This window comes from Demequina capsici (assembly GCF_032102965.1).
In the GTDB taxonomy this organism is placed as follows: domain Bacteria; phylum Actinomycetota; class Actinomycetes; order Actinomycetales; family Demequinaceae; genus Demequina; species Demequina capsici.
This window is the reverse complement of the sequence record NZ_CP134880.1, coordinates 951,456-975,297: the sequence shown is the minus strand read 5'-3', so window position 1 is coordinate 975,297 and position 23,842 is coordinate 951,456. Positions and strand designations below refer to the sequence as shown.

Genomic DNA, 23,842 nt, shown 5'->3' with positions numbered 1-23,842 from the left:
GATGTCACGGACGCTGCCGCATCATCCCTCGCCGACGCCTCGGGCTCTGCCGACGACCCTGCCCCGCTGCGACTGCCAGAACCGGTCGAGCATCGCGCGCACCTCGCCTGCATCGTCGTCGGCGCCGAACACCTCGGTGCCAGGCTCGAACCTCACGCCGTCGGCGAGGCTCCCAGCGACCACCGGATCGAAGCCCAGCGCATCGACCAGGGTCGCCACCGCCTGCACATCCTCGGCGACGTCTCCCGCGATGGCCGCGCCGCGCCGCTCGGGGTGGCCCGGCGGGAACGCCAGGTTCTCGAGCTCGTAGAGGCTCATGTGGTTCAGTGCCTTGACCACTCGCGCCCCCGCCAGATGCGTCTGCACCGTCTCGGAGGTCGACGTGGTCGGATCGTCGAGGTCAGGACGCGCGCCGTCGAGCTCCCACCAGTAGTTCATCGCGTCGACCACGAGGGAGCGCCTGAAAGCCTCGGGATCCAGCTCCCGGAACCGCCCGAGCGGGATCGCGAGGATCACGACGTCGGCCGCCGCCACCTCGGCGAGCGTGCCCGCCACGGCGCCAGGAGCCCGAGCGTCCAACTGCGCCTGAGCCCTGTCCAGCGGCCCTGAGCCCGACCCCACCACAGCGAGTCCGGCGTCCAGCGCAAGCCTCGCGAGCGCGCAACCCACCCGCCCGGTCCCGACGATGCCGACGGTCGTGATGCCACGGCCCTGGGCCACGCCACCTCCCGCGGCGGGCACGACGCCGCGTCCGTCGTTCCCGGTCACGCCTCGAACGCCGCCACGTCCGAGCCGGACGTCGCGGCGGCGACGCGGGCCAGCATCTCCTCCGACATCGTCGGCATCGCGTCGAGCGCGAACCACCGAGCCTCGGTGTTCTCTCCGTCAGCCGGGTAAGGCTCGCCGCTGACGTACCGGAAACGGTACGTCAGGTCGAGGTACTGGGACCGATCGCCGTTGCCATAGGTCATGGGCGGCAGCGTCTTCACACGGACCACCGCCTCAGGCACGGCGACGATGTCCGCCTCCTCCAGGCACTCGCGAGCGCCGGCGGCACCGGGCTCCTCGCCCGGGTCGATGATCCCGGTCACGGGTGTCCACGCGCCGTTGTCGGCACGACGCACCAGGAGCACCTCACGCGCGTCGGCCGTCTCTCGGAGGACCACGGCGGTGACACCGGACAGCCACAGCAGCTCGTGCCCTATCCGTTCACGCAGGGCCAGGACGAAGTCGGGTGTAGGCATGTCGACAACCTACCCGCACCGGACGAGGGTCACTCTGCTCCGACCGTCACGGGCGTCCACTCGGCGAGCTTGGGCGCCCTCCCGTCACCCGACGAGCGCCCGGTGAGGCGCCTGCCGATCCACGGGAACACATAGCGGCGCGCGTAGCGGACCTCGCCGCGAAGCCCGGGCAGAGGTCGCTCCGTGCTTGCCACCCTGGGAAGCTCGGTCTCGTAGCCCAGATGGGTGAGCACCCGCGCCGCGATCCGGGAATGGCCCAGCTCGTTGAGATGGAGCCGGTCCTCCGCCCAATAGGCGGGGTCGCTGATCTCGGTGTCGATCAGGTTGTCGACGACGCTGGCGTGCGGCAGATCTGCGACGTACTCGATCACACGGTCCGTGAACTCCCGTGCTCGCGCGAGCATCGTTCCCGCGCGCGGCAGCTGGGTCGACGGCGCGCCGCCCGTCAGGATCACCAGACGGACGCCAGCCTCGCCTGTGAGGTCGACGACCCTGCGCGTGAGCTCCATCCCGCGCTCGACGTTCCAACCGGGTCGGAGCATGTCGTTGCCACCGCCGTCGATCGTCATCAGGTCCGGCCCGGGGTGCAGCGCAAGCGCCGCATCGCATTGCTCCGTCGCGATCGGTTCGAGCAGGCGGCCACGGATCGCGAGGTTCGCATACTCGACCTGCTCGCCGCAGACGCGCGCGAGTCCGGCGGCGACCATGTCGGCCCAGCCGCGCACGGCGTCGGAACCGATCTCGTCCCCGACGCCTTCCGTGAAGCTGTCGCCGATGGCCACGTATCGCATGGATCGAGGATATCGGGCGCTCAGCGCGAGGATGCCTCCGTGGGAGGCACCTTCAGTGCCTGGTCCACTGCGTCGAGCAGTCGGAAGGCAGCCTCGATGTCCACGTCGTCGCCGACATGCGGCGCGAGCACCGTCCGCCACGAGGCCTTGAGCCGCTCGAGGTTGCTCGCAGCGAACTCCGTGGGCCACAGCTCGGCCCCGCGCGCATCGGTGCGCGATCTGCGACGTTCGATCAGTCCTCGCCGGGTGAGCGAGCGGATCGCGGCGGAGGCGTTGCTCGGCTGCAGCCCCACCGCGTTGGCGACCTCGCTCGGCGAGGTGCCTGGGGAACGATCGACATGACGCATCACGAGCGTCTCCACGACGCCGAGGTGCTCGACATCGGGGTTGCTCATCTCGCGTGCATGCATCTTGCGAGCAACGGTGAGCAGCACGTCAGCGAGGTCGGCGAGGTCGATCGGGGAGCCATGCGTCATCGGATCACTCCTTGGTCGGATTCTCGATTACCGTACTATAGTTATCTCTTCATAACTACTTAGGGGACATCTTGACGCAGCAGCTCGTCGGCGACGCGCCGGTCGCAACCTCCGCCTCCATGAACGGCGACACCTCCTCCGCAGTGAAGGCGACCGCACCGATCACCCTCCCTCTGCTCCTCACGCTCGCCCTGCTCACCGCTGTCGCGCCCTTCGCGACGGACCTCTACCTGCCCGCCTTCCCCGCGATGGCCGTCGACCTCGACACGTCCAGTGCGGGTGTGCAGCTCTCGCTGACCGCCTTCCTCATCGGAGCGGGAGTCGGACAGCTCATCTTCGGCCCCGTGTCGGACCGAGTCGGCAGGCGCGGGCCCCTCGCCGTCGGCGTGCTGCTGTTCCTCGCGTCATCGGTTGCGGCGACGCTCGCACCGTCGGTCACCGTACTTGTGGGCCTGCGCCTGCTGCAGGGACTGAGCGGCGCGGCGGGCATGGTGATCGCCCGTGCGATCATCGCGGATCGCGCGCACGGCACCGCAGCGGCGCACGCCCAGACCATGCTGATGATGGTCGGAGGCATCGCCCCGGTCATCGCACCGCTGCTCGGCTCGTTCCTCGCCGAGCCGATCGGATGGCGAGGCACACTCGGCGTCGTCGCGGGCATCGGCGCCGTCGCCGCCGTGGCGACGCTGCTGACCGTCCGAGAGTCACGCCCTCGCGGGGAGCGGTCAGACCGCACGTCCGCGCGGGCCGCATCCGGCGCAGGCATGTCCGCGCTCCGATCGCGCCAGTACGCCGGGCACGCGATCGCCTTCGCCTTCGCGTTCGCCGTCATGATGGCCTACATCTCGGCCTCGCCCTTCCTCTATCAGCAGCTGATCGGGCTCTCAACCATCGGCTACGGCATCGCCTTCGGGTTCAACGCGCTGCTGATCATGGCGACAAGCGCACTGGCGGCGAGGCTGACATCGACGATGCCCACCGCACGCATCGCCGCCATCGGGCTTGCCGTCAACCTCGGCGCCGTCGTCGTGCTGGGCGTCCTCGCCGCCACCGGCACACCCGCATGGACCCTCGCCATGCCGCTCGCGGTCGCGATCGGCGCGCTCGGACTTGTCTTCGGCTCGACCACCGCGCTCGCGCTGGACGCCGTCCCCGGCTCGCCGGGCCTGGCGTCGGCAGTGCTCGGGCTGGGCCAGTTCGCGCTCGCTGGCATCGTCGCCCCGCTCGTGAGCATCGGCGGCGAGGGCACTGCGCTGCCTCTCGCGATCGTCATGGTCGCGGCCTCCGCCGTCGCGAACGCGACGCTGCACTGGGCGCGCCGCGGAGCGGCTACCCTCGACACGTGACCGACAGCACGTCCCCCGCCGCATCCAAGGCCATCTTCCTCGATATCGACGGTACCTACGCCGACCGAGGCACCGTCCCGGATGCGCACCGCGACGCGGTCCGCGCCGCGCGCGCCGCCGGTCACCTGGTGTTCCTCTGCACGGGGCGCCCGGAGTCACTGATCTTCCCCCAGATGCTCGACGCCGGCTTCGACGGGGTGGTGGCCGCCGCGGGTGCTCACGTCACCGTGCACGGAGAGATGCTCCAGGACCTGCGCTTCCCCGACGACCTGGCAGCGCGCACGCTCGCCGCCCTCGACGCCCATGACGGTCTCTACTGGATCGAGACGCCCGAGGCCACCTACTGCCGCCAGGACACCGTCGACCGCTTCGAGGACTTCCTTCCGGCGCACATGAAGCAGCCCACGAACGGCGGCGTCGCGAAAGCACGTCTGCAGGTGCTGAGCCACCTCACGGTCGTGGACCAGCTGCGCCCGATCCGCATCGGCAAGGTGACCGTCACCCACGCCGATGCCCCCCTGACCGACATCGCCGCAGAGATCGGCGCCGACATCGGCGTCATCGGCAGCTCCATCCCCGGTATGGGCGACCGTGCCGGGGAGCTCTACATGGCCCACGTCCACAAGGCGACCGGCATCGAGGCGGTCATCGCTCACCTGAACATCGCGCAGGAGGACGTGATCGCGTTCGGGGACGGACCGAACGACATCGAGATGCTCGCCTACGCCAGCGTCGGAGTCGCTGTCGAGGGCGCGGCGGAGGCCCTGCTCGCGGTCGCCGACCGGACCTGCGGACGGCCCGGGGACGGTGGGCTCGCCGTAGCGTTCGCCGAGTTGGGGCTCGTCACCTCCTGAGCCGGCTCGCCGATGCCCGGCCGGCGAGCCGTCCCGTTCGTGCGCGGGACCGCCGACGCGATAGCGTCGAGCCATGACACCGAGGTCAGGCCAGCAGATCACCCTTTCTCACGGCGACAAGGTCGCCACCATCGCCACGATCGGAGCGGCGCTCCGAGAGCACACCGTGGCGGGGCGCGACGTCGTCGTGCCGTTCGCAGCGGACGAGATCGCCCCCGCCTTCAACGGCATGGTGCTCGCACCGTGGCCCAACAGGCTCCAGGACGGCGCCTACACGTTCGCCGGCCGCACGCTTCAGGTCGCAGTCTCGGAGCCGGCGCGCAGCACAGCGCTTCACGGACTCGCGTGCTGGGAGCGCTGGGAGGTCGACAGCGTCTCGCCCAGCGCCGTGACGCTCGCGCTCGAGCTCCCCGCCAGTCCGGGCTACCCGTTCCAGCTCACTCTCACCACCACCTACGCCCTCGCGGACGACGGCCTCACCGTCACGACCGTCGCACGCAACGAGGGCCCAGAGCCGTTGCCGTACGGCGTGGGCTTCCACCCGTGGTTCTCCCCCGGCGACGCGCCGCTCGACGACTGCACGCTCCAGCTCGATGCCGCGACGCGGGTCACCGTGGATGATCGGCTGCTGCCTCTCGGCACCGTGCCGGTCGATGGCAAGTACGACCTGCGCTCACCGCGAAGTCTCGCCGGTGTCGTGCTCGACGACGCCTGGGTCGACCCGATCCTCGATACCGACGGGCGATCCTGGTGCCGTCTCTCGTCGCGCGATGGCGCGCTCACCGAGATCTGGGCCGATTCCGAGGCGACCGCCTGGCAGGTCTGCACCGGCGACTTCCCCGGAGTCGAACGATCAGGCGTCGCTATCGAGCCGATGTCGTGCATCGCCGACGCGTTCCGCACTGGGGACCGCCTCATCACGCTCGAGCCCGGCGACATGCATGCCCTCAGCTGGGGGATGCGGCTGCGCTGAGCGCGACCTGGCAGCCCGACCACCTGCGACCGACGTCCCGTTTCGCGTGCCTCGCGCGTGGCGTGCGGGACGGCTCGCGCGTGGCGTGCGGGACAGCTCGCGCGTGGCGTGCGGGAGGCCTTGTGGGCGCGCCGAAACGCGAAAAGCCGCCCCGAAGGGCGGCTTCTGCGGTGCTGTCTCCACACCACGTGGAGCTGAGGGGACTCGAACCCCTGACCCCCTGCATGCCATGCAGGTGCGCTACCAGCTGCGCCACAGCCCCGTGATCTGACGATCCGGTGCTCCTAAGAGCGAGTAAGAGCATAGCCTACATTCAGGGGGAAGTGTTAATCGACGTCCTGCGTCTCGACACCGCGAGGAAGCCGCGCTGCCGACGGGTCGATCGCGTACCGCTCAAGCGACCAGGCCCCCGTCGCAGACCGCGTCATCACGTTCCAGTGGCCGTGGGGAAGCTTGCCTAGCACCGTCGACGAAGCGGGAAGACCCAGCAGCCTCAACGCACCGAGCATGATCGCGCTGCCATGGCTGACGACCGTCACGAGGCGGGCTCCGCGGCACGCCTCCGCGAGACAGTCGGCGACCCGCTGTGCGACGACCTCAGACCGTCCCCAGCCGTCGATGGCCGGATCCGCGCCGCGCATCCTGGCGGCGTACTGCTCGGGCCAGCGCTCGCGCACCTCGTCCCAGGTCAAGCCCTCCCAGACTCCGTACGAACGCTGGGTGAGCCTCGCGTCAGCGATGGCCTCGGCACCGACGGCGGAGCCGATCTCTCGCGCGGTGTCCCACGCCCGCAGCAACGGTGATGTGAGCAGGAGATTGGGAGTTCCATAGGACACGCGCAGATGTCGAGCGGCAGCGCGCGCCTGGTCTCGGCCCGCAGCGCCCAGGGGCACGTCCAGGCTGCCCTGAAGGCGACCGGACACGTTGAAGTCGGTGCGGCCGTGCCTGAGCAGGATCAGCGTGGTCAAGTCAGACCGCCACAGGCTCCGCACCAACGTTGTGGCGGTCGAGACACCACCCGCCGTCGCCGGCCGGCACCAGACGCGACCAGCAGGCGTTCTCGAGATTGCCGAGGGCGCGTCCCGAGGTCGACATCCCGAGCAGGCTGGCGAGCAGCATCCTTCCGGCAGACCCATGCGAGACGAGCACCAGGTCACCTCCGCCGACCGCATCCACGCGCTGCACCCACTCATGCGCCGCCGCCACGGTGCGCTCGGCTAGCATCGCGTGAGTCTCGTAGCCCTTGATCCGCGGCTCGAGGCCCGCCTTCCAGCGGTCGTAGTCCTCAGGATGATGCACCTGGCGAAGATCGGCCTCCAGGCCTTCCCACACGCCATACGACCGCTCGCCGATTCGCGGGTCCCGATGGATGACCACGTCGAGGTCTGTGAACAGGATCTGCGCTGTCTCGATCGCTCGCGAGAGATGCGAAGCGACGACGGTGGGCGCACCCGTGAGCTGAGCCAGCAGCCCCGCGGCGGCATCCGCCGCCTGCGCGCGTCCCGTGTCGTTCAGCGGGATGTCAGTCGACCCCTGCAGACGGTTCTCGAGGTTCCAGTCGGTCTGGCCGTGCCGGACCACATAGAGGCGTGTCACGACACGTCAGGAAGCGGAACGACGGGACAGTCCTTCCACAACCGCTCGAGCTCGTAGTACGCCCGGTCCTCCTGATGCATCACATGCACGATCACATCGTTGAAGTCCATCAACGCCCAGCGGCCCTCGCGGACGCCCTCACGCCGGATCGCTTTCACTCCCTGGTCAAGGAGTGCTTCCTCGATGCCTTCGGCGATCGCGCTCACCTGGCGCTCGCTCGTGCCGGACGCGATCAGGAAGACATCTGCGAGCGGGAGGTGCTCCGAGACGTCGAGCGCGACGATCTCCTCAGCCTTCTTGTCTGCAGCAGCGCGAGCGACCGTCTCGGTCAGCGCAACCGCGCGGTGAGTGGCTGTCACGAACCATGTCCCATCAGTTGGTAGACAAGCAGGCCAAGTACGAACGCGACAGCACCGATGACCAGGAATTGCGCCCAGTGCATGTCCCTCGCGCCCTGAGTCGGTTGAAGCTCCGGAACCTCGCGCCGAGGAACCTCGATACCTTCGGTCACCGGCCCCATGCTCGTCGGCTCGAAACCTGTTCCGGCCGAGCCGGTGGTCGTAGGCGCGTCATGAGGACGGACCAATTGGCTCAGGTCGGGCAGCTGGAGCTTGTCGCTTGGGAGGGAGGCGTCCGGGTCGAATGCCGGCACGGGCCCGGCTCCGAACGGATTCGTGTCCCACACCGAAGGTGCGGCGACGTCGACGCTCCCCGGGGTCATCGCCGCCGGTGCTGCACTGGTGGCGGCGGGAGCGCCGCGGGTGCCGCCTGAGGGCGGGAAGGTCGATCCGGACTGAGGCTGCAGGTCAGTTCGGATCGCAGCGTTCGGACGAGCCTCATCGTGGAAGAGCGACTCGGGGAGCTCCCGCTCGTGCGGCGCGACCTCCCCTCGACTCTCAGCGACAGCCTCGCCGATGGCGCGAGCCGCGTCGTCAACAGTCCGACGGTCGATCGGAGTGCTCACCCGCATCAGGTCAGCAAGGGCTTCATCGGCCAGTCGCTTGATCTCTGCGGCGGGGTCCTCCGCAGCCTCGACGGCCTCGGTCGAGGTCTGGTCGGGAGCGGTTGCGGCAGCGACGACCTGCGTGAGCTCAAGGTCGGGCTCAGCCGTCTCCACCGCGGAGGATCGCGAGACGGTGACCGGCTCCTCGGCAAGCGCGGCGACGGGCTGAACGGGCGACGGGACCGCGACGGGAGCGCCAACCGCAGGCGCGGCGGCTTGCGCTCGCGCATAGGCAGCGCCCTCCTCCATCATGCGAGCCTGCGGGGACCCCGGGGGGAAGAGCCCGAGCAGACTGTCCGGCAGCGCCGGCTCCGGTGCACGCGAGTCAGGACTTCCTGCCGCGTCTGCGACGCCAACGTCCGGGAGCGCTGCATCGAGCGCGGCCGGAGCGTCCGAGGTGGAGGCCTCAGGTGCAGGGCCGTCGGACTCCTCCACGCGGATCGAATCGACCCCGCGTGAGCCTGACCGCTGCGGCTCCTCGAGCGGTTCTTCCCCGAAGATGTCCGCGCCGCGCTGCGTCTCCGCAGCTGCCGACGACTCGGCCGGCTCACCGACCTGCCCGGGTGCCGAGTCTGCCTGGCGCTCGGCAGGCGAGTGCGCAGCGACCGGCGCCGCCGCGGCGGCCTCCGTGTTCCGCGTGAGTCCGGTGAACGGTGCTCGCTCGGGGCTCCTGGCGGCCGGGGGCTCGGTCCTCCCGGTCAGCGCTGCGGCATCGGCCACCCCGGTCAGCGCTGCGGCGTCGGCCACGCTGACCGGCGAGTGAGGCGCCTCAACGTCGGCCAGGGGCTGCGCCGCAGGCTCAGCGTCGTGGACCTCAACGGGCTCGGGCGCAGGCGGTGAGGTGACACCCGTCGGCTCCGGCTCGGGGAAGTGTGCGGCTCGGCGATCCACCGTGGCGGCGTGCGCGATGTCGCGCAGCTCAGCGGATCTGGCCTCGGCCTCGCGGGCCGCCTGCTCAGCACGCTCGCGGGCAAGCCTCTCCTCCACGGCGATGACATCCGGCGTCATCGCGGGAAGCTGGCCCGTCGCAAGCATCTCTTCCTCAGCCGTCCATGTCTCCATGGGACGAGCGCTGCGTTCCAGCGCGCGTCGCTCACGTCGCGTCAGCGGCCGCCCGTCCGGTGAGAGGGCAGCCGTCTCGCTGGTCTCCAGATCGTCGAGCTCGGGGCCGCTCGCTCGCTGCGCACGCAGTCGGCGCTCGCGCCGCGACAGCGGCGCACCCGCGTCAGTCATCCCGTCCTCCGCTGTAGAGATCATGCTCGTCGATGTAATCGGCAACGGGTTGAGGGACGAGGTACCGGATGGGTCGTCCCTCGCCGACCCGTCGTCGGACATCCGTCGAGGATACATCGAGCCCGGGAGCCTCGACCACTTCGAAAGGCCCGGGCAGGGCGGCCATGCTATGTCCAGGACGGGTGACTGCAACGAACGTCGCAAGCTCGGGCAACAGTGATGAGTCACGCCAGTCGGAGAATCGGGCGAGGGCGTCCGCTCCAGCGATGAAGAACAGTGTCGCTCCCGGGTATTCACGGCCGAGATCCCGCAACGTGTCGATGGTGAAGGTCGTGCCTCCACGATCCACGTCGACCGTGGACACCTCGAATCGGGGATCGCCCGCTACAGCGAGCCTGCACATGGTGACACGGTGGTCTCCCGCGGCGGGGCCCCGCGGATCCTTGAACGGCTGAGCCGCAGTTGGCACGATCAGCACGCGCTCGAGGTCGAGCACGGAACTGACCTCGCTCGCCACCACCAGATGCCCATGGTGGATGGGGTCGAACGTTCCGCCAAGAACCCCGATGCGTGCCGTAGCCACGATCAGTGGCGAGTGCCGAGGCTCCTGAACGAGTAGGTCACGAGCAGGAGCCCCACGAGGGCTCCGAACGCGAGAAGTCCGATGGCCGGCGCATTGACGGTGGACTCGTGCACTGCCCCGGCGACCGGGGCGACCTCGCTGAAGATCACAATGGCTCCTTCTTCGTTGCGCTCAAGTATTCCATGAACCGGGGGATGCCCCGCAGCCGACGCCCCGCGGCCTCAACTCACCACGGATGCCCGCGAGCACAGGGGTGACTGCGCAGGACCGAGAGCCAGCGGTACGAGCCGCCAGCCCCGTCGGCGATGCACACGCTCGCCAAGCTTGCCTTGACCCACCCGCCTCAGGGACGAACGTGTCCGTCACCGTAGACGATCCACTTGGTGGTCGTCAGCTCGCCAAGGCCCATCGGACCGCGAGCGTGGAGCTTCTGCGTCGAGATCCCGATCTCCGCACCAAGCCCGAACTCGCCGCCATCCGTGAACCGCGTCGAGGCGTTGACCATGATCGCGGCGGTATCGAGCCGAGTCGAGAACGCCTCGGCAGCGTTGATGTCGTCAGTGACAATGGCCTCGGTGTGGCCGGTCGTGTACTGCTGGATGTGTGCGATCGCGTCATCTATCGAGTCGACCACCTTCACTGCGATGTCAAGACTCAGGTACTCCGTCGCCCAGTCTTCCTCGGTTGCGGCCACGATCTGAACGGTCGAGGGAGCGAACTCTGCCGTCGATTCGTCACCGTGCAGCACCACCTGCTCCGCCGCAAGCGCCTCGAGCAGCGCAGGCATCACACGCGGCGCTGCGTCACGGTGCACCAGCAGGGTCTCCGCCGCGTTGCACACGCCGACGCGCTGCGCCTTCGAGTTCACTACGATCCGCACTGCGCGCTCAGTCGGCGCAGACGCGTCGACGTACACGTGGCAGTTGCCTTCGCCCGTCTCAATCGTCGGCACCGTCGACTCACGGACAACGGTCTGAATGAGGCCGTGCCCACCTCGAGGAACGAGAACATCGACGAGGCCACGCGCGTGCATGAGCGCCTTCGCGCCCTCGCGGCCGAACCCGTCGATCGACTGCACGGCCTCACGCGGCAGCCCGCACTGCTCGAGAGCTCCCTGAAGCACGTCGACGATCACCTCGTTCGACGCCTGGGCAGCCGAACCGCCTCGAAGCACCGCTGCGTTGCCTGACTTCAGGCACAAAGCTGCGGCGTCGACCGTCACGTTGGGCCGCGCTTCATAGATCATGCCGACCACACCCATCGGCACCGACTTCTGCAAGAGACGCAGACCGTTCGGCAGCGTCGATCCCCGGCGGACCTCCCCCACTGGATCCGGAAGGCTGGCGACATATCGAAGCGCTCCGGCGATGGCGGCCACGCGGTCCTCGGTAAGCGTCAACCTGTCGAGCAGCCCGGCACTCATCCCACCGGCGCGCTCGCGCGCCACGTCCACGGCGTTCGCCTCGACGATCCTGGGCGCCTCTGCGACAAGAGCATCGGCCATCGCGTGCAGTGCCTCGTCCTTGGCGGCACGCGTCAGCGTAGCAAGAGCTCGCGAAGCCGCCTTGGCGTGGCGGCATGCATCCAGCACCGCGGCTTCGACATCGACGGCAAGAAGAGTGTCTGTCATGGGGCAAGTCTAGGCGCGGATTGCAGCCAACTCCGAGCGTGGTTTGCGAGGCGACGCGAAGTCAGCCTTCAGCGGCGAACACGAAGCGTCCCGAAGAACGGCTCGAACCGTAGAAATGCCGAAGGGCCGCCCTGTGTGGGCGGCCCTTCGGTGAAGTGTTGTCCCGCAGCGTCCTACTCTCCCACACCCTAGCGAGTGCAGTACCATCGGCGCTGAGAGGCTTAGCTTCCGGGTTCGGAATGGGACCGGGCGTTTCCCTCTCGCTATGGCTGCGGAAACTCTATGGAGATGTCAACGGTTTCCCGTCCGTATCTCGGGAACCGCACAGTGGACGCGTAGCAATGCTTTTGTAAACTTTGATGTAAGTCAAGTTATCGGCCTATTAGTACCGGTCAGCTTCAAGAGTCGTTAGTCCTCTCTTCCACATCCGGCCTATCAACCCAGTGGTCTGCTGGGGGCCTCTCGGGCAAAGCCCATGGAAACCTCATCTTGAAACAGGCTTCCCGCTTAGATGCTTTCAGCGGTTATCCCTTCCCAACGTAGCCAACCAGCCGTGCTCCTGGCGGAACAACTGGCACACCAGAGGTTGGTCCACCCCGGTCCTCTCGTACTAGGGGCAGCCTTTCTCAAGTTTCCTGCGCGCGCAGCGGATAGGGACCGAACTGTCTCACGACGTTCTAAACCCAGCTCGCGTACCGCTTTAATGGGCGAACAGCCCAACCCTTGGGACCAACTCCAGCCCCAGGATGCGACGAGCCGACATCGAGGTGCCAAACCATGCCGTCGATATGGACTCTTGGGCAGGATCAGCCTGTTATCCCCGGGGTACCTTTTATCCGTTGAGCGCTGGCGCTTCCACATGCCACCAGCGGGTCACTAGTCCCGACTTTCGTCCCTGCTCGAGCTGTCACTCTCACAGTCAAGCTCCCTTGTACACTTGCACTCGACACCTGATTGCCAACCAGGCTGAGGGAACCTTTGGGCGCCTCCGTTACTCTTTGGGAGGCAACCGCCCCAGTTAAACTACCCACCAGGCACTGTCCCTGATCCGGATTACGGACCGAAGTTAGATATCCAGAGTGATCAGAGTGGTATTTCAACAATGACTCCACCCGAACTGGCGTCCGAGCTTCAAAGTCTCCCACCTATCCTACACAAACCACACCGAATACCAATACCAAGCTATAGTAAAGGTCCCGGGGTCTTTCCGTCCTGCTGCGCGTAACGAGCATCTTTACTCGTAGTGCAATTTCGCCGAGTTCGCGGTGGAGACAGCGGAGAAGTCGTTACGCCATTCGTGCAGGTCGGAACTTACCCGACAAGGAATTTCGCTACCTTAGGATGGTTATAGTTACCACCGCCGTTTACTGGGGCTTAAATTCAAAGCTTCGCCTTGCGGCTAACCTCTCCTCTTAACCTTCCAGCACCGGGCAGGCGTCAGTCCGTATACATCGTCTTGCGACTTCGCACGGACCTGTGTTTTTAGTAAACAGTCGCTTCTCCCTGGTCTCTGCGGCCCTCAAACGCTTCCCCAAGCAAGTTGGTTCACGCCTCAGGCCCCCCTTCTCCCGAAGTTACGGGGGTATTTTGCCGAGTTCCTTCACCACGATTCTCTCGATCGCCTTAGTATTCTCTACCTGACCACCTGAGTCGGTTTGGGGTACGGGCGGCTAGAACCTCGCGCCGAGGTTTTTCTTGGCAGCATAGGATCACCGATTTCCCGCTAATGCGGTCACCATCAGGTCTCAGGCACATGAGCTGCGGATTTGCCTACAGCTCGCCCTACACCCTTAGACGTGGACTACCATCGCCACGCTCGGCTACCTTCCTGCGTCACCCCTGTTATTACGCTTGACTACTACGGATCTGGTTCGTGCGCGCCACCGAGATTCCCCCGAAGGGTTCACCGGCTTTGGGCACTTAGCATCGTCCGCCTCGTCATGGGCGGTTCTTCGCCGGTACGGGAATATCAACCCGTTGTCCATCGACTACGCCTGTCGGCCTCGCCTTAGGTCCCGACTTACCCAGGGCGGATTAACCTGGCCCTGGAACCCTTGGTCATTCGGCGGACGGGTTTCTCACCCGTCTTTCGCTACTCATGCCTGCATTCTCACTCGTGTGGCGTCCACCACTGGGTTACCCCGCAGCTTCACCCGCCACACGACGCTCCCCTACCCATCCACACGCTTGGACCACGAAGGCCAGGCAGTGTGTGAATGACACAACTTCGGCGGTGTACTTGAGCCCCGCTACATTGTCGGCGCAGAATCACTTGACCAGTGAGCTATTACGCACTCTTTCAAGGGTGGCTGCTTCTAAGCCAACCTCCTGGTTGTCTGTGCAACTCCACATCCTTTCCCACTTAGCACACGCTTAGGGGCCTTAGTTGGTGTTCTGGGCTGTTTCCCTCTCGACTACGAAGCTTATCCCCCGCAGTCTCACTGCTGCGCTCTCACTTACCGGCATTCGGAGTTTGGCTGACGTCAGTAACCTGGTAGGGCCCATCGGCCATCCAGTAGCTCTACCTCCGGCAAGAAACACGCAACGCTGCACCTAAATGCATTTCGGGGAGAACCAGCTATCACGAAGTTTGATTGGCCTTTCACCCCTATCCACAGCTCATCCCCTCGGTTTTCAACCCAAGTGGGTTCGGCCCTCCACGCGGTCTTACCCGCGCTTCAGCCTGGCCATGGATAGATCACTTCGCTTCGGGTCTAGACCCAGCGACTCAAACGCCCTATTCGGACTCGCTTTCGCTACGGCTGCCCCACACGGGTTAACCTCGCCACTGAGCACTAACTCGCAGGCTCATTCTTCAAAAGGCACGCCGTCACCCCATCCAAGGAGGCTCCGACGGATTGTAAGCACACGGTTTCAGGTACTATTTCACTCCCCTCTCGGGGTACTTTTCACCCTTCCCTCACGGTACTGATTCGCTATCGGTCAGTAGGTAGTATTTAGGCTTACGCAGTGGTCTGCGCTGATTCACACGGGATTTCTCGGGCCCCGTGCTACTTGGGATGACTCTCAGGAGTCCGCGAAATTTCGTCTACGGGGGTCGCACCCTCTATGCCGGGCCTTTCAATGCCCTTCGACTATCACGCGGATTTCTGACTCCTTGACTGATCGGCAGATCAATCCAAAAGGTCCCACAACCCCAGACACGCAACGCCTGCCGGCTATCACACGTGCCTGGTTTGGCCTGTTCCGCTTTCGCTCGCCACTACTCACGGAATATCTCTTCCTGTCGGTACTGAGATGTTTCACTTCCCGACGTTCCCTCCACTCGCCCTATGTGTTCAGGCGAGGGTCACTGGACATGACTCCAGCGGGGTTTCCCCATTCGGACATCCTCGGATCAAAGCTTGTTTGCCAGCTCCCCGAGGCTTATCGCAGGCTACAACGTCCTTCTTCGGCTCCTACTGCCAAGGCATCCACCATGTGCTCTTAAAAACTTGACCACAGATTACAAAGATGCTCGCGTCCACTGTGCAGTTCTCAAGCTACGGCCGGTCCCACCCTCACAACCCCAGGCCTGGCCCGAGAAGACTCGAGCAGGTTCCACAGGATCCAGGCGGTCCGTCCAGCCACGCCCCCTCCAACGAGGAGGACCATGGCCCGAAAAGTCTTGTCGCTTCACGCGGCCCGACCCTTCAGGACCCAACAGTGTGCCAACCGCGTCGGTGCATCAGGAGGTTCCAGAACCCGTCCGAAGACAAGGAACGTACTGACCATCCGCTACTCAAACGCCTCCGTCGATGTTCCATCCATGAGCACCCGCCGACCTACATACGAGATCGAAACGAGTCCTGGACAGCCCGAAGCTGCCAGATGCTCCTTAGAAAGGAGGTGATCCAGCCGCACCTTCCGGTACGGCTACCTTGTTACGACTTAGTCCCAATCGCCAATCCCACCTTAGACGTCTCCCTCCCACAAGGGGTTAGGCCGACGGCTTCGGGTGTTACCGACTTTCGTGACTTGACGGGCGGTGTGTACAAGGCCCGGGAACGTATTCACCGCAGCGTTGCTGATCTGCGATTACTAGCGACTCCAACTTCATGAGGTCGAGTTGCAGACCTCAATCCGAACTGAGACCGGCTTTTTGGGATTCGCTCCACCTTACGGTATCGCAGCCCTTTGTACCGGCCATTGTAGCATGCGTGAAGCCCAAGACATAAGGGGCATGATGATTTGACGTCATCCCCACCTTCCTCCGAGTTGACCCCGGCAGTCTCCTATGAGTCCCCACCATTACGTGCTGGCAACATAGGACGAGGGTTGCGCTCGTTGCGGGACTTAACCCAACATCTCACGACACGAGCTGACGACAACCATGCACCACCTGTATACCCCGCCGAAGCACTCCCCATCTCTGGGGATAGAAGGTATATGTCAAGCCTTGGTAAGGTTCTTCGCGTTGCATCGAATTAATCCGCATGCTCCGCCGCTTGTGCGGGCCCCCGTCAATTCCTTTGAGTTTTAGCCTTGCGGCCGTACTCCCCAGGCGGGGCACTTAATGCGTTAGCTGCGACGCGGAACTCATGGAAAGAGCCCCACATCTAGTGCCCACCGTTTACGGCGTGGACTACCAGGGTATCTAATCCTGTTCGCTCCCCACGCTTTCGCTCCTCAGCGTCAGTTGTGGCCCAGAGACCTGCCTTCGCCATTGGTGTTCCTCCTGATATCTGCGCATTCCACCGCTACACCAGGAATTCCAGTCTCCCCTACCACACTCTAGTCCGCCCGTACCCACTGCAGGCCCGAGGTTGAGCCTCGGGTTTTCACAGCAGACGCGACGAACCGCCTACGAGCTCTTTACGCCCAATAATTCCGGACAACGCTTGCGCCCTACGTATTACCGCGGCTGCTGGCACGTAGTTAGCCGGCGCTTCTTCTGCAGGTACCGTCACTTTCGCTTCTTCCCTGCTGAAAGGGGTTTACAACCCGAAGGCCTTCATCCCCCACGCGGCGTCGCTGCATCAGGCTTGCGCCCATTGTGCAATATTCCCCACTGCTGCCTCCCGTAGGAGTCTGGACCGTGTCTCAGTTCCAGTGTGGCCGGTCGCCCTCTCAGGCCGGCTACCCGTCGTCGCCTTGGTGAGCCATTACCTCACCAACAAGCTGATAGGCCGCGAGTCCATCCCAGACCGAAAAACTTTCCCAACAGAGACCATGCGGTCCTGTCGCGTATCCGGTATTAGACCTCGTTTCCAAGGCTTATCCCAGAGTCTGGGGCAGGTTACTCACGTGTTACTCACCCGTTCGCCACTGATCAGAAGGAGCAAGCCCCTCCGTCACCGTTCGACTTGCATGTGTTAAGCACGCCGCCAGCGTTCGTCCTGAGCCAGGATCAAACTCTCCGTAAATGTCAATCAGCAAACCACCCCGAAGAGCGGATCACAAACAAACGAAGTAGACCCGAAGGTCCGTTCAATCTCCAGCATCGAACAATTGTCACTGACAAATTGTTGTCTACCAAAGGAATCCAACATCCAACCCAACCAACAAACGTCAGTCAGACCAGACGCCAGAGGTTAATTGGCATCGACTATGTGGCACACTGTTGAGTTCTCAAAGTTCGGACGCGCACCCAACTCAACCCTACCGGGCCTCGCTCGGGGCAACCCTTCAATCTTACCCATCTTCTCCAGTTTGTCAACTCGCCTCTTCGGCGTGTCTCCGGAGCAGTGGGAGGAACTCCATGGTACCTCCTGGAGCTGGTCTCTGCGACCGTTCCTGGACCATTTCGTTCCGGGGGAAAACACTACATGAGCTCCGAGCCCCTCCTGACCAAATCGAGCAACTTCTTTCAAGACAGATTCGTCCTGCCTGGTAATTGCCCTGATCGGAGTTGAAACTCCCTTTCGGTGAGTCGTCCAGCCGTACAGGGAGCGCCACGCACGGCCCTTGCGCTCTCCGCCGAGCGTCTTATGAACGCCCGAAGCGCATCATCTCTCGGAAAGGGCGGCACGGGCGGCCAGGTCGAACTGGTGCCGCCACATCGCGTCGCCACCTCCGGACCACCGGTGCGGTTCCTGACGCACCATGCGCGGCGGTCGACGGACTAGAGCACGACAAGATGATCGATATGGATGAGCTCGCGCGCGTAGTGCTCGCCGAGCGTCTCGCCGAGCGCGTCGGTGCTCATCCCCATCATCTGGCCGGCCTCCTCCGCTGAGAACCCCGCAAAACCGCGTGCCACCAAGGTGCCATCCGTGGCCAGCAGGTCAACGGGCTCTCCCGCCTCGAACTGGCCTCGAACCTCGACGACGCCCGCTGCGAGAAGTGACGCGCGTCGGCTCACCACCGCCCGTACCGCGCCATCATCGAGAACGATCCCTCCGCGTGTGCGCGCCGCATGCGCGAGCCACTGCAGACGGGTGGTGTCTCTCTTGCCCGTGGGCAGGAAGAGCGTGCCCACGTCCTCGCCGGCCACCGCAGGTCCGGCGTCCTTCGCGCTCGCAAGCACGACCGCGACGCCGGAGGTGGTCGCCATCGAAGCGGCCTCCACCTTGGTGATCATTCCTCCGGTGCCGACCGACGAACCGCGTCGGGAGATGTCGATGCCGCCCAGGTCCTCGGGACCATGCACGACAGAGATCCTGTGGGCTCCCGGCGAACCTGGGACCGCCGTGTAGAGAGCATCGACATCGGTGAGCAGCACAAGCGCATCCGCGGCTATCGCGGTCGCCACAAGCGCCGCCAACCTGTCGTTGTCGCCGAAGCGGATCTCGTCGGTGGCTACCGTGTCGTTCTCGTTGATGATCGGAACGACGCCGAGCGTGAGCAACGACTCCAGTGCTCGCCTGGCGTTGCCGTAATGGGCACGGCGCACCATGTCGTCGGAGGTGAGCAGGACCTGACCCACGTCGAGCGCGTGCCGTCCGAATGCCTGCGTGTAGGCGTGGATCAGCTTCCCCTGTCCTACCGACGCTGCGGCCTGCTGAAGCTCAAGATTCGTCGGGCGTTCGGTGAGGCCCAAAGGACCGATGCCCGCCGCGATCGAGCCGGAGGTCACGAGCAATACTTCGCGTCCACCGCTCCGCTCGCGAGCGAGCACGTCGACCAGTGCGCCCAGACGCGTCTCATCGAGATGACCCCCGGGACCTGTCAGGGACGACGAGCCGACCTTGACGACCACACGTCGGGCGTGCGCCATCACGTGACGCAGGTGCTCGCTCACAGGCCCTCCCCAATCGGGCTCACCGACCGTGGCGAGCCCCCGGCAACACGTCGGCGGTGCCGACTCCCCTAATGGTGTCAGACCTCGCCGTCGTCCTTGGACGGGTCGGTCCAGTGCCCGGCGTCGCGTTCCGTCCAGAGCTCCTGCCGGGCCGCCGACTTCGCGTCCATGCGCTCCTGATGCTCCCGACGCTTCTCGGCTCGCGTCGCGCGATGCGCTCGCTCGTGCTCCTCGATCCGGAGGTCTGTCCCGCGCTGTCCGAGCAGCTCAGCGCCGGCTGCCATGGTCGGCTCCCAGTCGAAGACGACACCGCCCTCGCGCGGCCCGATCACCACCTCGCAACCAGGCACCGCACCCTCACGGAAGAGCGCGTCCTCCACTCCCGCACGAGCCAACCGATCCGCGAGATAGCCGACCGCCTCGTCGTTCGCGAAGTTGGTCTGCCGGACCCAGCGCTCGACCTTGCCTCCGCGGACCTGGAAATAGTCCTCGGCGCCGTCGCGCACATGAGCCACCGTGAAGCCCGCGTCATCGACAGCCTTGGGACGGATGACGATGGGTGCCTTCTCCAGCTCAGGCACCTTGGCGCGCTCCTCCAGGACCATCGCCGCGAGCGCGAAGCCCAACTCGCGCAGACCCTCGTGGCTGACCGCGCTGACCTCGAAGATCGGCATCCCCAGCTGCTCGAGATCTGGCCTCACCAGCGCCGCGAGCTCGCGGCCGTCGGGGACGTCGATCTTGTTGAGGATCACGATCTGGGGTCGGTCGGCCAGCGGCACGCCGCTGATCGCATCATCCGTCGAGTAGGCGCGCAGCTCCTCCGAGATCACCTGCAGGTCACGCAATGGATCACGGTCCGCCTCGAGGGTCGCGGTGTCGAGGACGTGCGCGATCACGGAACAGCGCTCAATGTGACGCAGGAAGTCGTGGCCGAGGCCCTTGCCTTCAGAAGCGCCCTCGATCAACCCGGGGACGTCCGCCATCGTGAAACGGCTGGCGCCTGCCTCCACGACACCGAGATTCGGCACCAGGGTGGTGAACGGGTAGTCAGCGATCTTCGGTCGGACACGGCTCATCGCCGCGATGAGAGAGGACTTACCTGCGCTCGGGTAACCGACAAGCGCGACATCAGCGATCGACTTCAGCTCGAGGACGACGGAGGCCTCCTCACCAGGCTCGCCGAGCAACGCGAAGCCGGGCGCCTTCCGCTTGGTGGTGGCGAGCGCTGCGTTGCCCAGGCCGCCCCTGCCGCCGGCGGCGACCACGACCTCCGCACCGTCGCCGACAAGGTCCGCCAGCACCTCGCCGTCTGCCGACTTGACGATGGTGCCGTTGGGGACGCCGAGAACAAGATCAGATGCATTCGCACCGTGCCGCATGTCACCGGCGCCCTGACGGCCGTTCTCAGCAGACCTGTGGGGCACGTGGTGGTAGTCGAGGAGCGTGGTCACCTGAGGGTCCACGCGCAGCACGACCGATCCACCCCGACCGCCGTTGCCGCCGTCCGGTCCGCCCAGAGGCTTGAACTTCTCCCGGTGCACCGAGGCGACACCGTGCCCGCCCTTGCCCGCTGTCACATGCAGGGTCACCCGATCCACAAAGCTCGCCACGGTCGTTCCCTTCCGTCGGGGCCCCGTGGGCCCGGGTGTCCGCGCGGGGTGAGGCCCCGGCACATGGTCGGCTCAGTGCTGAGCCTAGAGACACGTCAGGGGCGCTGCCTGTCGGCGCGCCCCTGACGATGAGAAGACTATGTGTGGACTACTCGCCCGCCACGACGTCGACGACCTTGCGGCCACGACGCTGGTTGAACGCCACCGACCCGGCCGCGAGGGCGAACAGGGTGTCATCCTTGCCGCGACCGACGTTCGCACCAGGGTGGAAGTGAGTGCCACGCTGGCGGACGATGATCTCGCCCGCGTTGACGACCTGACCGCCGAAGCGCTTCACGCCGAGGTACTGCGCGTTCGAGTCGCGACCGTTGCGCGAGGAGCTCGCGCCCTTCTTGTGTGCCATGAGTGTCTCCTCGCGTTACTTGATGCCCGTGACCTTCAGGCGCGTGAGCTCCTGACGGTGACCGATACGCTTGCGGTAACCGGTCTTGTTCTTGTACTTGAGGATGTCGATCTTCGGGCCACGCTCGTCGCGGATGACCTCGGCCGTCACCTTGACCTTGCCCAGCGCCTTGGCGTCGGACGTGACCTTGTCACCGTCGACGAGCAGGACCGGGGCGAGCTCGACGATGGAGCCGGCCTCAGCCTTGAGACGGTCGACGACGATGACGTCGCCCTCGGAGACCTTCTCCTGGCGGCCACCGGCCTTCACAATCGCGTACACCATGATGTGTCTTTCCTCTTGAAACTCGTTGTCGTGGATCTTCACAGGACCCTGTCCTGCCGCAGCCGCTCCCCAGAGGGCGCAGGCAGGGCTTCGAGGCGCTCTCGCGCCGACGGTCTAGATTACCCGCTCTCGGCACCACCGGTCAAACCGGCGCGCCTGCGGCTCCGGTCAGCGACCGGGAACCGCTCCCAGCGGACATTCCTCAGTCGCCATCGGGCTCCTCATCGAAGTCCTGCGGCTGCGCCTCGGCGTCGGCGACGCTTCCCTCCGACGACTCCTCATCCACCTCGCGTCCCGAGAGCTCGAGGTCGAGCACGGGCTCCGAGCGATGCTCTCCGTCGTGCTCGTCCTCGTGGTGCGCCTTCTCTGCAGCGGCGGCGATCGAGGCGAGCGTCGCCTTGACCTGCGCGCGTGCCTCCTCCCGATCGTCCAGCGCATGGGTCTCGTTCTTGGCGGGCTCGGGCTGCGGCTCCGGCTGCATCCCGACGGTCGTCTTGCCGGCGCGGCTGCGACCGCTTCGCGCACGCCGCGGCTCCGGCTGCTTCTCGCTCGCCTCGGCGACGGGCTCACCGTGCACCAGGAAGCCGCGCCCCTTGCAGTGCTCGCAGGTCTCGGAGAACGCCTCCACCAGTCCCTGGCCGACCCTCTTGCGGGTCATCTGGACCAGTCCCAGCGACGTCACCTCAGCCACCTGGTGCTTGGTGCGATCCCGCCCGAGGCACTCGATGAGGCGGCGCAGCACTCGGTCCCGGTTCGCCTCGAGCAGCATGTCGACGAAGTCGATGACGATGATGCCGCCGATGTCGCGCAACCGCAGCTGACGGACGATCTCCTCAGCCGCCTCGAGGTTGTTGAGCGTCATCGTCTCCTCGAGCGTGCCGCCCTTGCCGACGAACTTGCCGGTGTTGACGTCGATCACCGTCATCGCCTCGGTACGGTCGATGACCAGCGAACCGCCAGAAGGCAGCCAGACCTTGCGGTCCATCCCCTTCACCAGCTGCTCGTCGATGCGCGAATCCGCGAAGACGTCGCCCTGCGAGGTGTACTTGTGGAGACGAGCCATCAGATCCGGCGCGACCTGCTGCACATACATCGACAGCGAGTTCCACGTGTCCTCGCCCTGGATCGTGAGCGAGTCGAAGTCCTCATTGAAGATGTCGCGCACCACGCGGATCGCCATGTCGGGCTCGCCGCGCAGGAGCTTCGGCGCCTTGCCGGTCGTCGCCTCGTCCTGGATGGTCTGCCACTGACGCTTCAGCCGCTCGACGTCGGCGCGCAGCTCGTCCTCCGAGGCTCCCTCGGCAGCGGTGCGCACGATGACGCCAGCATCGGACGGGATGACCTCTCGCAACAGCTTCTTCAGGCGCGCGCGCTCAGTGTCGGGAAGCTTGCGGGAGATTCCCGTGACACCGCCGGCGGGCACGTAGACAAGGAAGCGTCCTGCGAGCGAGATCTGAGAGGTGACGCGAGCGCCCTTGTGGCCGATCGGGTCCTTGGTGACCTGGACCATGATCTGGTCGCCAGGCTTCAGCGCCAGCTCGATGCGCTTGGCCTTGCCCTCGAGGCCGGCGGCGTCCCAGTTGACCTCACCGGCATAGAGGACGGCGTTCCTCCCGCGGCCGATGTCCACGAACGCCGCCTCCATGCCCGGAAGCACGTTCTGCACACGGCCGAGATAGACGTTGCCCGCCATCGACTGCTGCGCCTGATGCGAGACATAGTGCTCGACCAGGACATCGTCCTCAAGCACGGCGATCTGGACACGGTGGTCCTTCTCGCGCACCACCATGGATCGCTTCACCGACTCGCGACGCGCGAGGAACTCGGCCTCCGAGATCACGGGGCGACGGCGCGAGCCATCGCGGTTGTCCCGGCGGCGCTGACGCTTCGCCTGCAGCCTGGTCGAGCCCTGCAGCTGGTCGTCGGAGCTCGATGCCGGAGCGGTGGCGCGCGATCCACGGCTGCGGCGGCGTCGACGACGGGAGGCGCTGCCTTCCGCGCCGTCAGAGTCCTCCGGACCGTCGAGGGGATCGGCGTCGGACGACGCCTCGCCTGACTGGAGGTCGGGAGCGTCGGGCTCGGTCGAGCCGTCCGACTCCTGCTCGCCCTCAGCCTCCGCCTCGCCCTCGGGACGCTTCTTGCCACGTCCGCGGCCGCCGCGGCGGCGACGACGACGCGCACCGGTGCCGTCGGCCTCGGGGCCGCCATCGGATTCAGGGCCGACGGCGGCTTCCTGCTGCGAGGCGCCGGCGCCGTCCGACTGGGCCTCGCTGGAGACGGATTCCTCCGACGCGGGTGCGTCGCCAGGTGCCTTCCTCGTCTTCTTGGCTCCGCCTGACTTGCGCTTGGGCTTGTCAGCCCGCGGAGCACCCGACGCGTCGTCGGAGCTCCGCGGCTCCGTGGCCTCGGACGTGGCCTCCGCGGCGGCGCGCTGCTCGATCTGCGGCGGTCCAGCCGGTGCCGATGCGCGACGCGGCTTGGGGGGTTCCGGAGCCTGGAAGATCAGGGCTGCGGCAGGTGTGACGTTGTCCTCGCTCAATGCGGGTACCTCAATGTCCGGACCGGCCACACCCGGCCCCGAACTGGTCGTCGG

At 65.9% G+C, this 23,842-nt stretch carries 19 protein-coding genes, 1 tRNA gene and 3 rRNA genes; 3 read left to right on the top strand and 20 right to left on the bottom strand.

The annotated features are described in order from the left end of the window. Positions 1 to 21: 21 nt before the first annotated feature. The 4 genes from RN607_RS04655 to RN607_RS04640 are packed head-to-tail and all read right to left on the bottom strand — an operon-like array spanning position 22 to position 2,511. Entirely contained in the window at positions 22 to 768 is a 747-nt protein-coding gene (locus RN607_RS04655) for an NADPH-dependent F420 reductase (RefSeq protein ID WP_313544671.1), read from the bottom strand. Continuing rightward, entirely contained in the window at positions 765 to 1,244 is a 480-nt protein-coding gene (locus tag RN607_RS04650) for an NUDIX hydrolase (RefSeq protein ID WP_313544669.1), read from the bottom strand. The genes RN607_RS04655 and RN607_RS04650 overlap by 4 nt, the downstream gene beginning before the upstream one ends. Before the next feature lie 29 nt (positions 1,245 to 1,273). Further along, the gene (locus RN607_RS04645; RefSeq protein ID WP_313544667.1) at positions 1,274 to 2,035 is read right to left on the bottom strand and encodes an SGNH/GDSL hydrolase family protein; all 762 of its coding nucleotides are present in this window, start codon (positions 2,033 to 2,035) and stop codon (positions 1,274 to 1,276) included. 20 nt (positions 2,036 to 2,055) lie between these two features. Beyond that, the gene (locus tag RN607_RS04640) at positions 2,056 to 2,511 is read right to left on the bottom strand and encodes a MarR family winged helix-turn-helix transcriptional regulator (protein ID WP_313544665.1); all 456 of its coding nucleotides are present in this window, start codon (positions 2,509 to 2,511) and stop codon (positions 2,056 to 2,058) included. 71 nt (positions 2,512 to 2,582) lie between these two features. On the opposite strand from RN607_RS04640, the gene RN607_RS04635 reads away from it, so the two are divergent. The 3 genes from RN607_RS04635 to RN607_RS04625 all read left to right on the top strand — a co-directional run bounded on the left by RN607_RS04635 (position 2,583) and on the right by RN607_RS04625 (position 5,684). Continuing rightward, positions 2,583 to 3,857, top strand: coding sequence for a multidrug effflux MFS transporter (locus RN607_RS04635; protein WP_313544664.1), 1,275 nt, complete (start codon positions 2,583 to 2,585; stop codon positions 3,855 to 3,857). Continuing rightward, complete coding sequence (locus RN607_RS04630; RefSeq protein WP_313544661.1) at positions 3,854 to 4,711, top strand: HAD-IIB family hydrolase; 858 nt, start codon at positions 3,854 to 3,856, stop codon at positions 4,709 to 4,711. The genes RN607_RS04635 and RN607_RS04630 overlap by 4 nt, the downstream gene beginning before the upstream one ends. A gap of 73 nt (positions 4,712 to 4,784) precedes the next feature. Beyond that, complete coding sequence (locus RN607_RS04625) at positions 4,785 to 5,684, top strand: aldose 1-epimerase family protein (RefSeq protein WP_313544659.1); 900 nt, start codon at positions 4,785 to 4,787, stop codon at positions 5,682 to 5,684. 189 nt (positions 5,685 to 5,873) lie between these two features. Here the strand turns inward: RN607_RS04625 and RN607_RS04620 are convergent. The 16 genes from RN607_RS04620 to RN607_RS04545 form a co-directional block, all read right to left on the bottom strand. Further along, a tRNA-Ala gene (locus RN607_RS04620) sits at positions 5,874 to 5,946 on the bottom strand. A 64-nt stretch (positions 5,947 to 6,010) separates the two neighbouring features. Beyond that, a complete protein-coding gene (locus tag RN607_RS04615) occupies positions 6,011 to 6,652 on the bottom strand; it encodes a histidine phosphatase family protein (protein ID WP_313544657.1) in 642 nt (213 codons plus the stop codon). Position 6,653: 1 nt separating this feature from the next. Then, positions 6,654 to 7,280, bottom strand: a complete 627-nt coding sequence (locus RN607_RS04610) for a histidine phosphatase family protein (RefSeq protein ID WP_313544655.1) — start codon at positions 7,278 to 7,280, stop codon at positions 6,654 to 6,656. Beyond that, positions 7,277 to 7,639 carry a ribosome silencing factor gene (rsfS, locus tag RN607_RS04605; protein WP_313500334.1) on the bottom strand — a complete coding sequence of 121 codons (363 nt, stop codon included), beginning with the start codon at positions 7,637 to 7,639 and terminating at the stop codon, positions 7,277 to 7,279. Before rsfS ends, RN607_RS04610 begins: the two co-directional genes overlap by 4 nt. Beyond that, positions 7,636 to 9,516: a hypothetical protein gene (locus RN607_RS04600; protein WP_313544653.1), complete on the bottom strand. Its 1,881-nt coding sequence runs from the start codon at positions 9,514 to 9,516 to the stop codon at positions 7,636 to 7,638. Before RN607_RS04600 ends, rsfS begins: the two co-directional genes overlap by 4 nt. Beyond that, positions 9,509 to 10,036 (bottom strand): nicotinate-nucleotide adenylyltransferase, encoded by a 528-nt coding sequence (gene nadD / locus RN607_RS04595; RefSeq protein ID WP_313544651.1) that lies wholly within the window; start codon positions 10,034 to 10,036, stop codon positions 9,509 to 9,511. The genes RN607_RS04600 and nadD overlap by 8 nt, the downstream gene beginning before the upstream one ends. A gap of 65 nt (positions 10,037 to 10,101) precedes the next feature. Continuing rightward, positions 10,102 to 10,248, bottom strand: a complete 147-nt coding sequence (locus RN607_RS04590; RefSeq protein WP_313500331.1) for a hypothetical protein — start codon at positions 10,246 to 10,248, stop codon at positions 10,102 to 10,104. Positions 10,249 to 10,442: 194 nt separating this feature from the next. Further along, the gene (locus RN607_RS04585; RefSeq protein WP_313544650.1) at positions 10,443 to 11,729 is read right to left on the bottom strand and encodes a glutamate-5-semialdehyde dehydrogenase; all 1,287 of its coding nucleotides are present in this window, start codon (positions 11,727 to 11,729) and stop codon (positions 10,443 to 10,445) included. A 160-nt stretch (positions 11,730 to 11,889) separates the two neighbouring features. Continuing rightward, positions 11,890 to 12,006: ribosomal RNA gene (gene rrf / locus RN607_RS04580) — 5S ribosomal RNA — on the bottom strand. Between the two features lie 85 nt (positions 12,007 to 12,091). Then, positions 12,092 to 15,190 (bottom strand): 23S ribosomal RNA (locus RN607_RS04575). A gap of 381 nt (positions 15,191 to 15,571) precedes the next feature. After that, positions 15,572 to 17,095, bottom strand: a 16S ribosomal RNA gene (locus RN607_RS04570). Together the 16S, 23S and 5S rRNA genes form the textbook arrangement of a ribosomal RNA operon. A gap of 698 nt (positions 17,096 to 17,793) precedes the next feature. Then, a complete protein-coding gene (gene proB / locus RN607_RS04565; RefSeq protein WP_313544648.1) occupies positions 17,794 to 18,912 on the bottom strand; it encodes a glutamate 5-kinase in 1,119 nt (372 codons plus the stop codon). 77 nt (positions 18,913 to 18,989) lie between these two features. Next, positions 18,990 to 20,522 (bottom strand): GTPase ObgE, encoded by a 1,533-nt coding sequence (gene obgE, locus RN607_RS04560; RefSeq protein ID WP_313500325.1) that lies wholly within the window; start codon positions 20,520 to 20,522, stop codon positions 18,990 to 18,992. Between the two features lie 148 nt (positions 20,523 to 20,670). Continuing rightward, a complete protein-coding gene (gene rpmA / locus RN607_RS04555; protein ID WP_313500323.1) occupies positions 20,671 to 20,925 on the bottom strand; it encodes a 50S ribosomal protein L27 in 255 nt (84 codons plus the stop codon). Between the two features lie 15 nt (positions 20,926 to 20,940). Continuing rightward, positions 20,941 to 21,249, bottom strand: coding sequence for a 50S ribosomal protein L21 (gene rplU, locus RN607_RS04550; protein ID WP_313500321.1), 309 nt, complete (start codon positions 21,247 to 21,249; stop codon positions 20,941 to 20,943). Between the two features lie 202 nt (positions 21,250 to 21,451). Further along, a complete protein-coding gene (locus RN607_RS04545; RefSeq protein WP_313544646.1) occupies positions 21,452 to 23,788 on the bottom strand; it encodes an Rne/Rng family ribonuclease in 2,337 nt (778 codons plus the stop codon). Between the last annotated feature and the right edge of the window lie 54 nt (positions 23,789 to 23,842).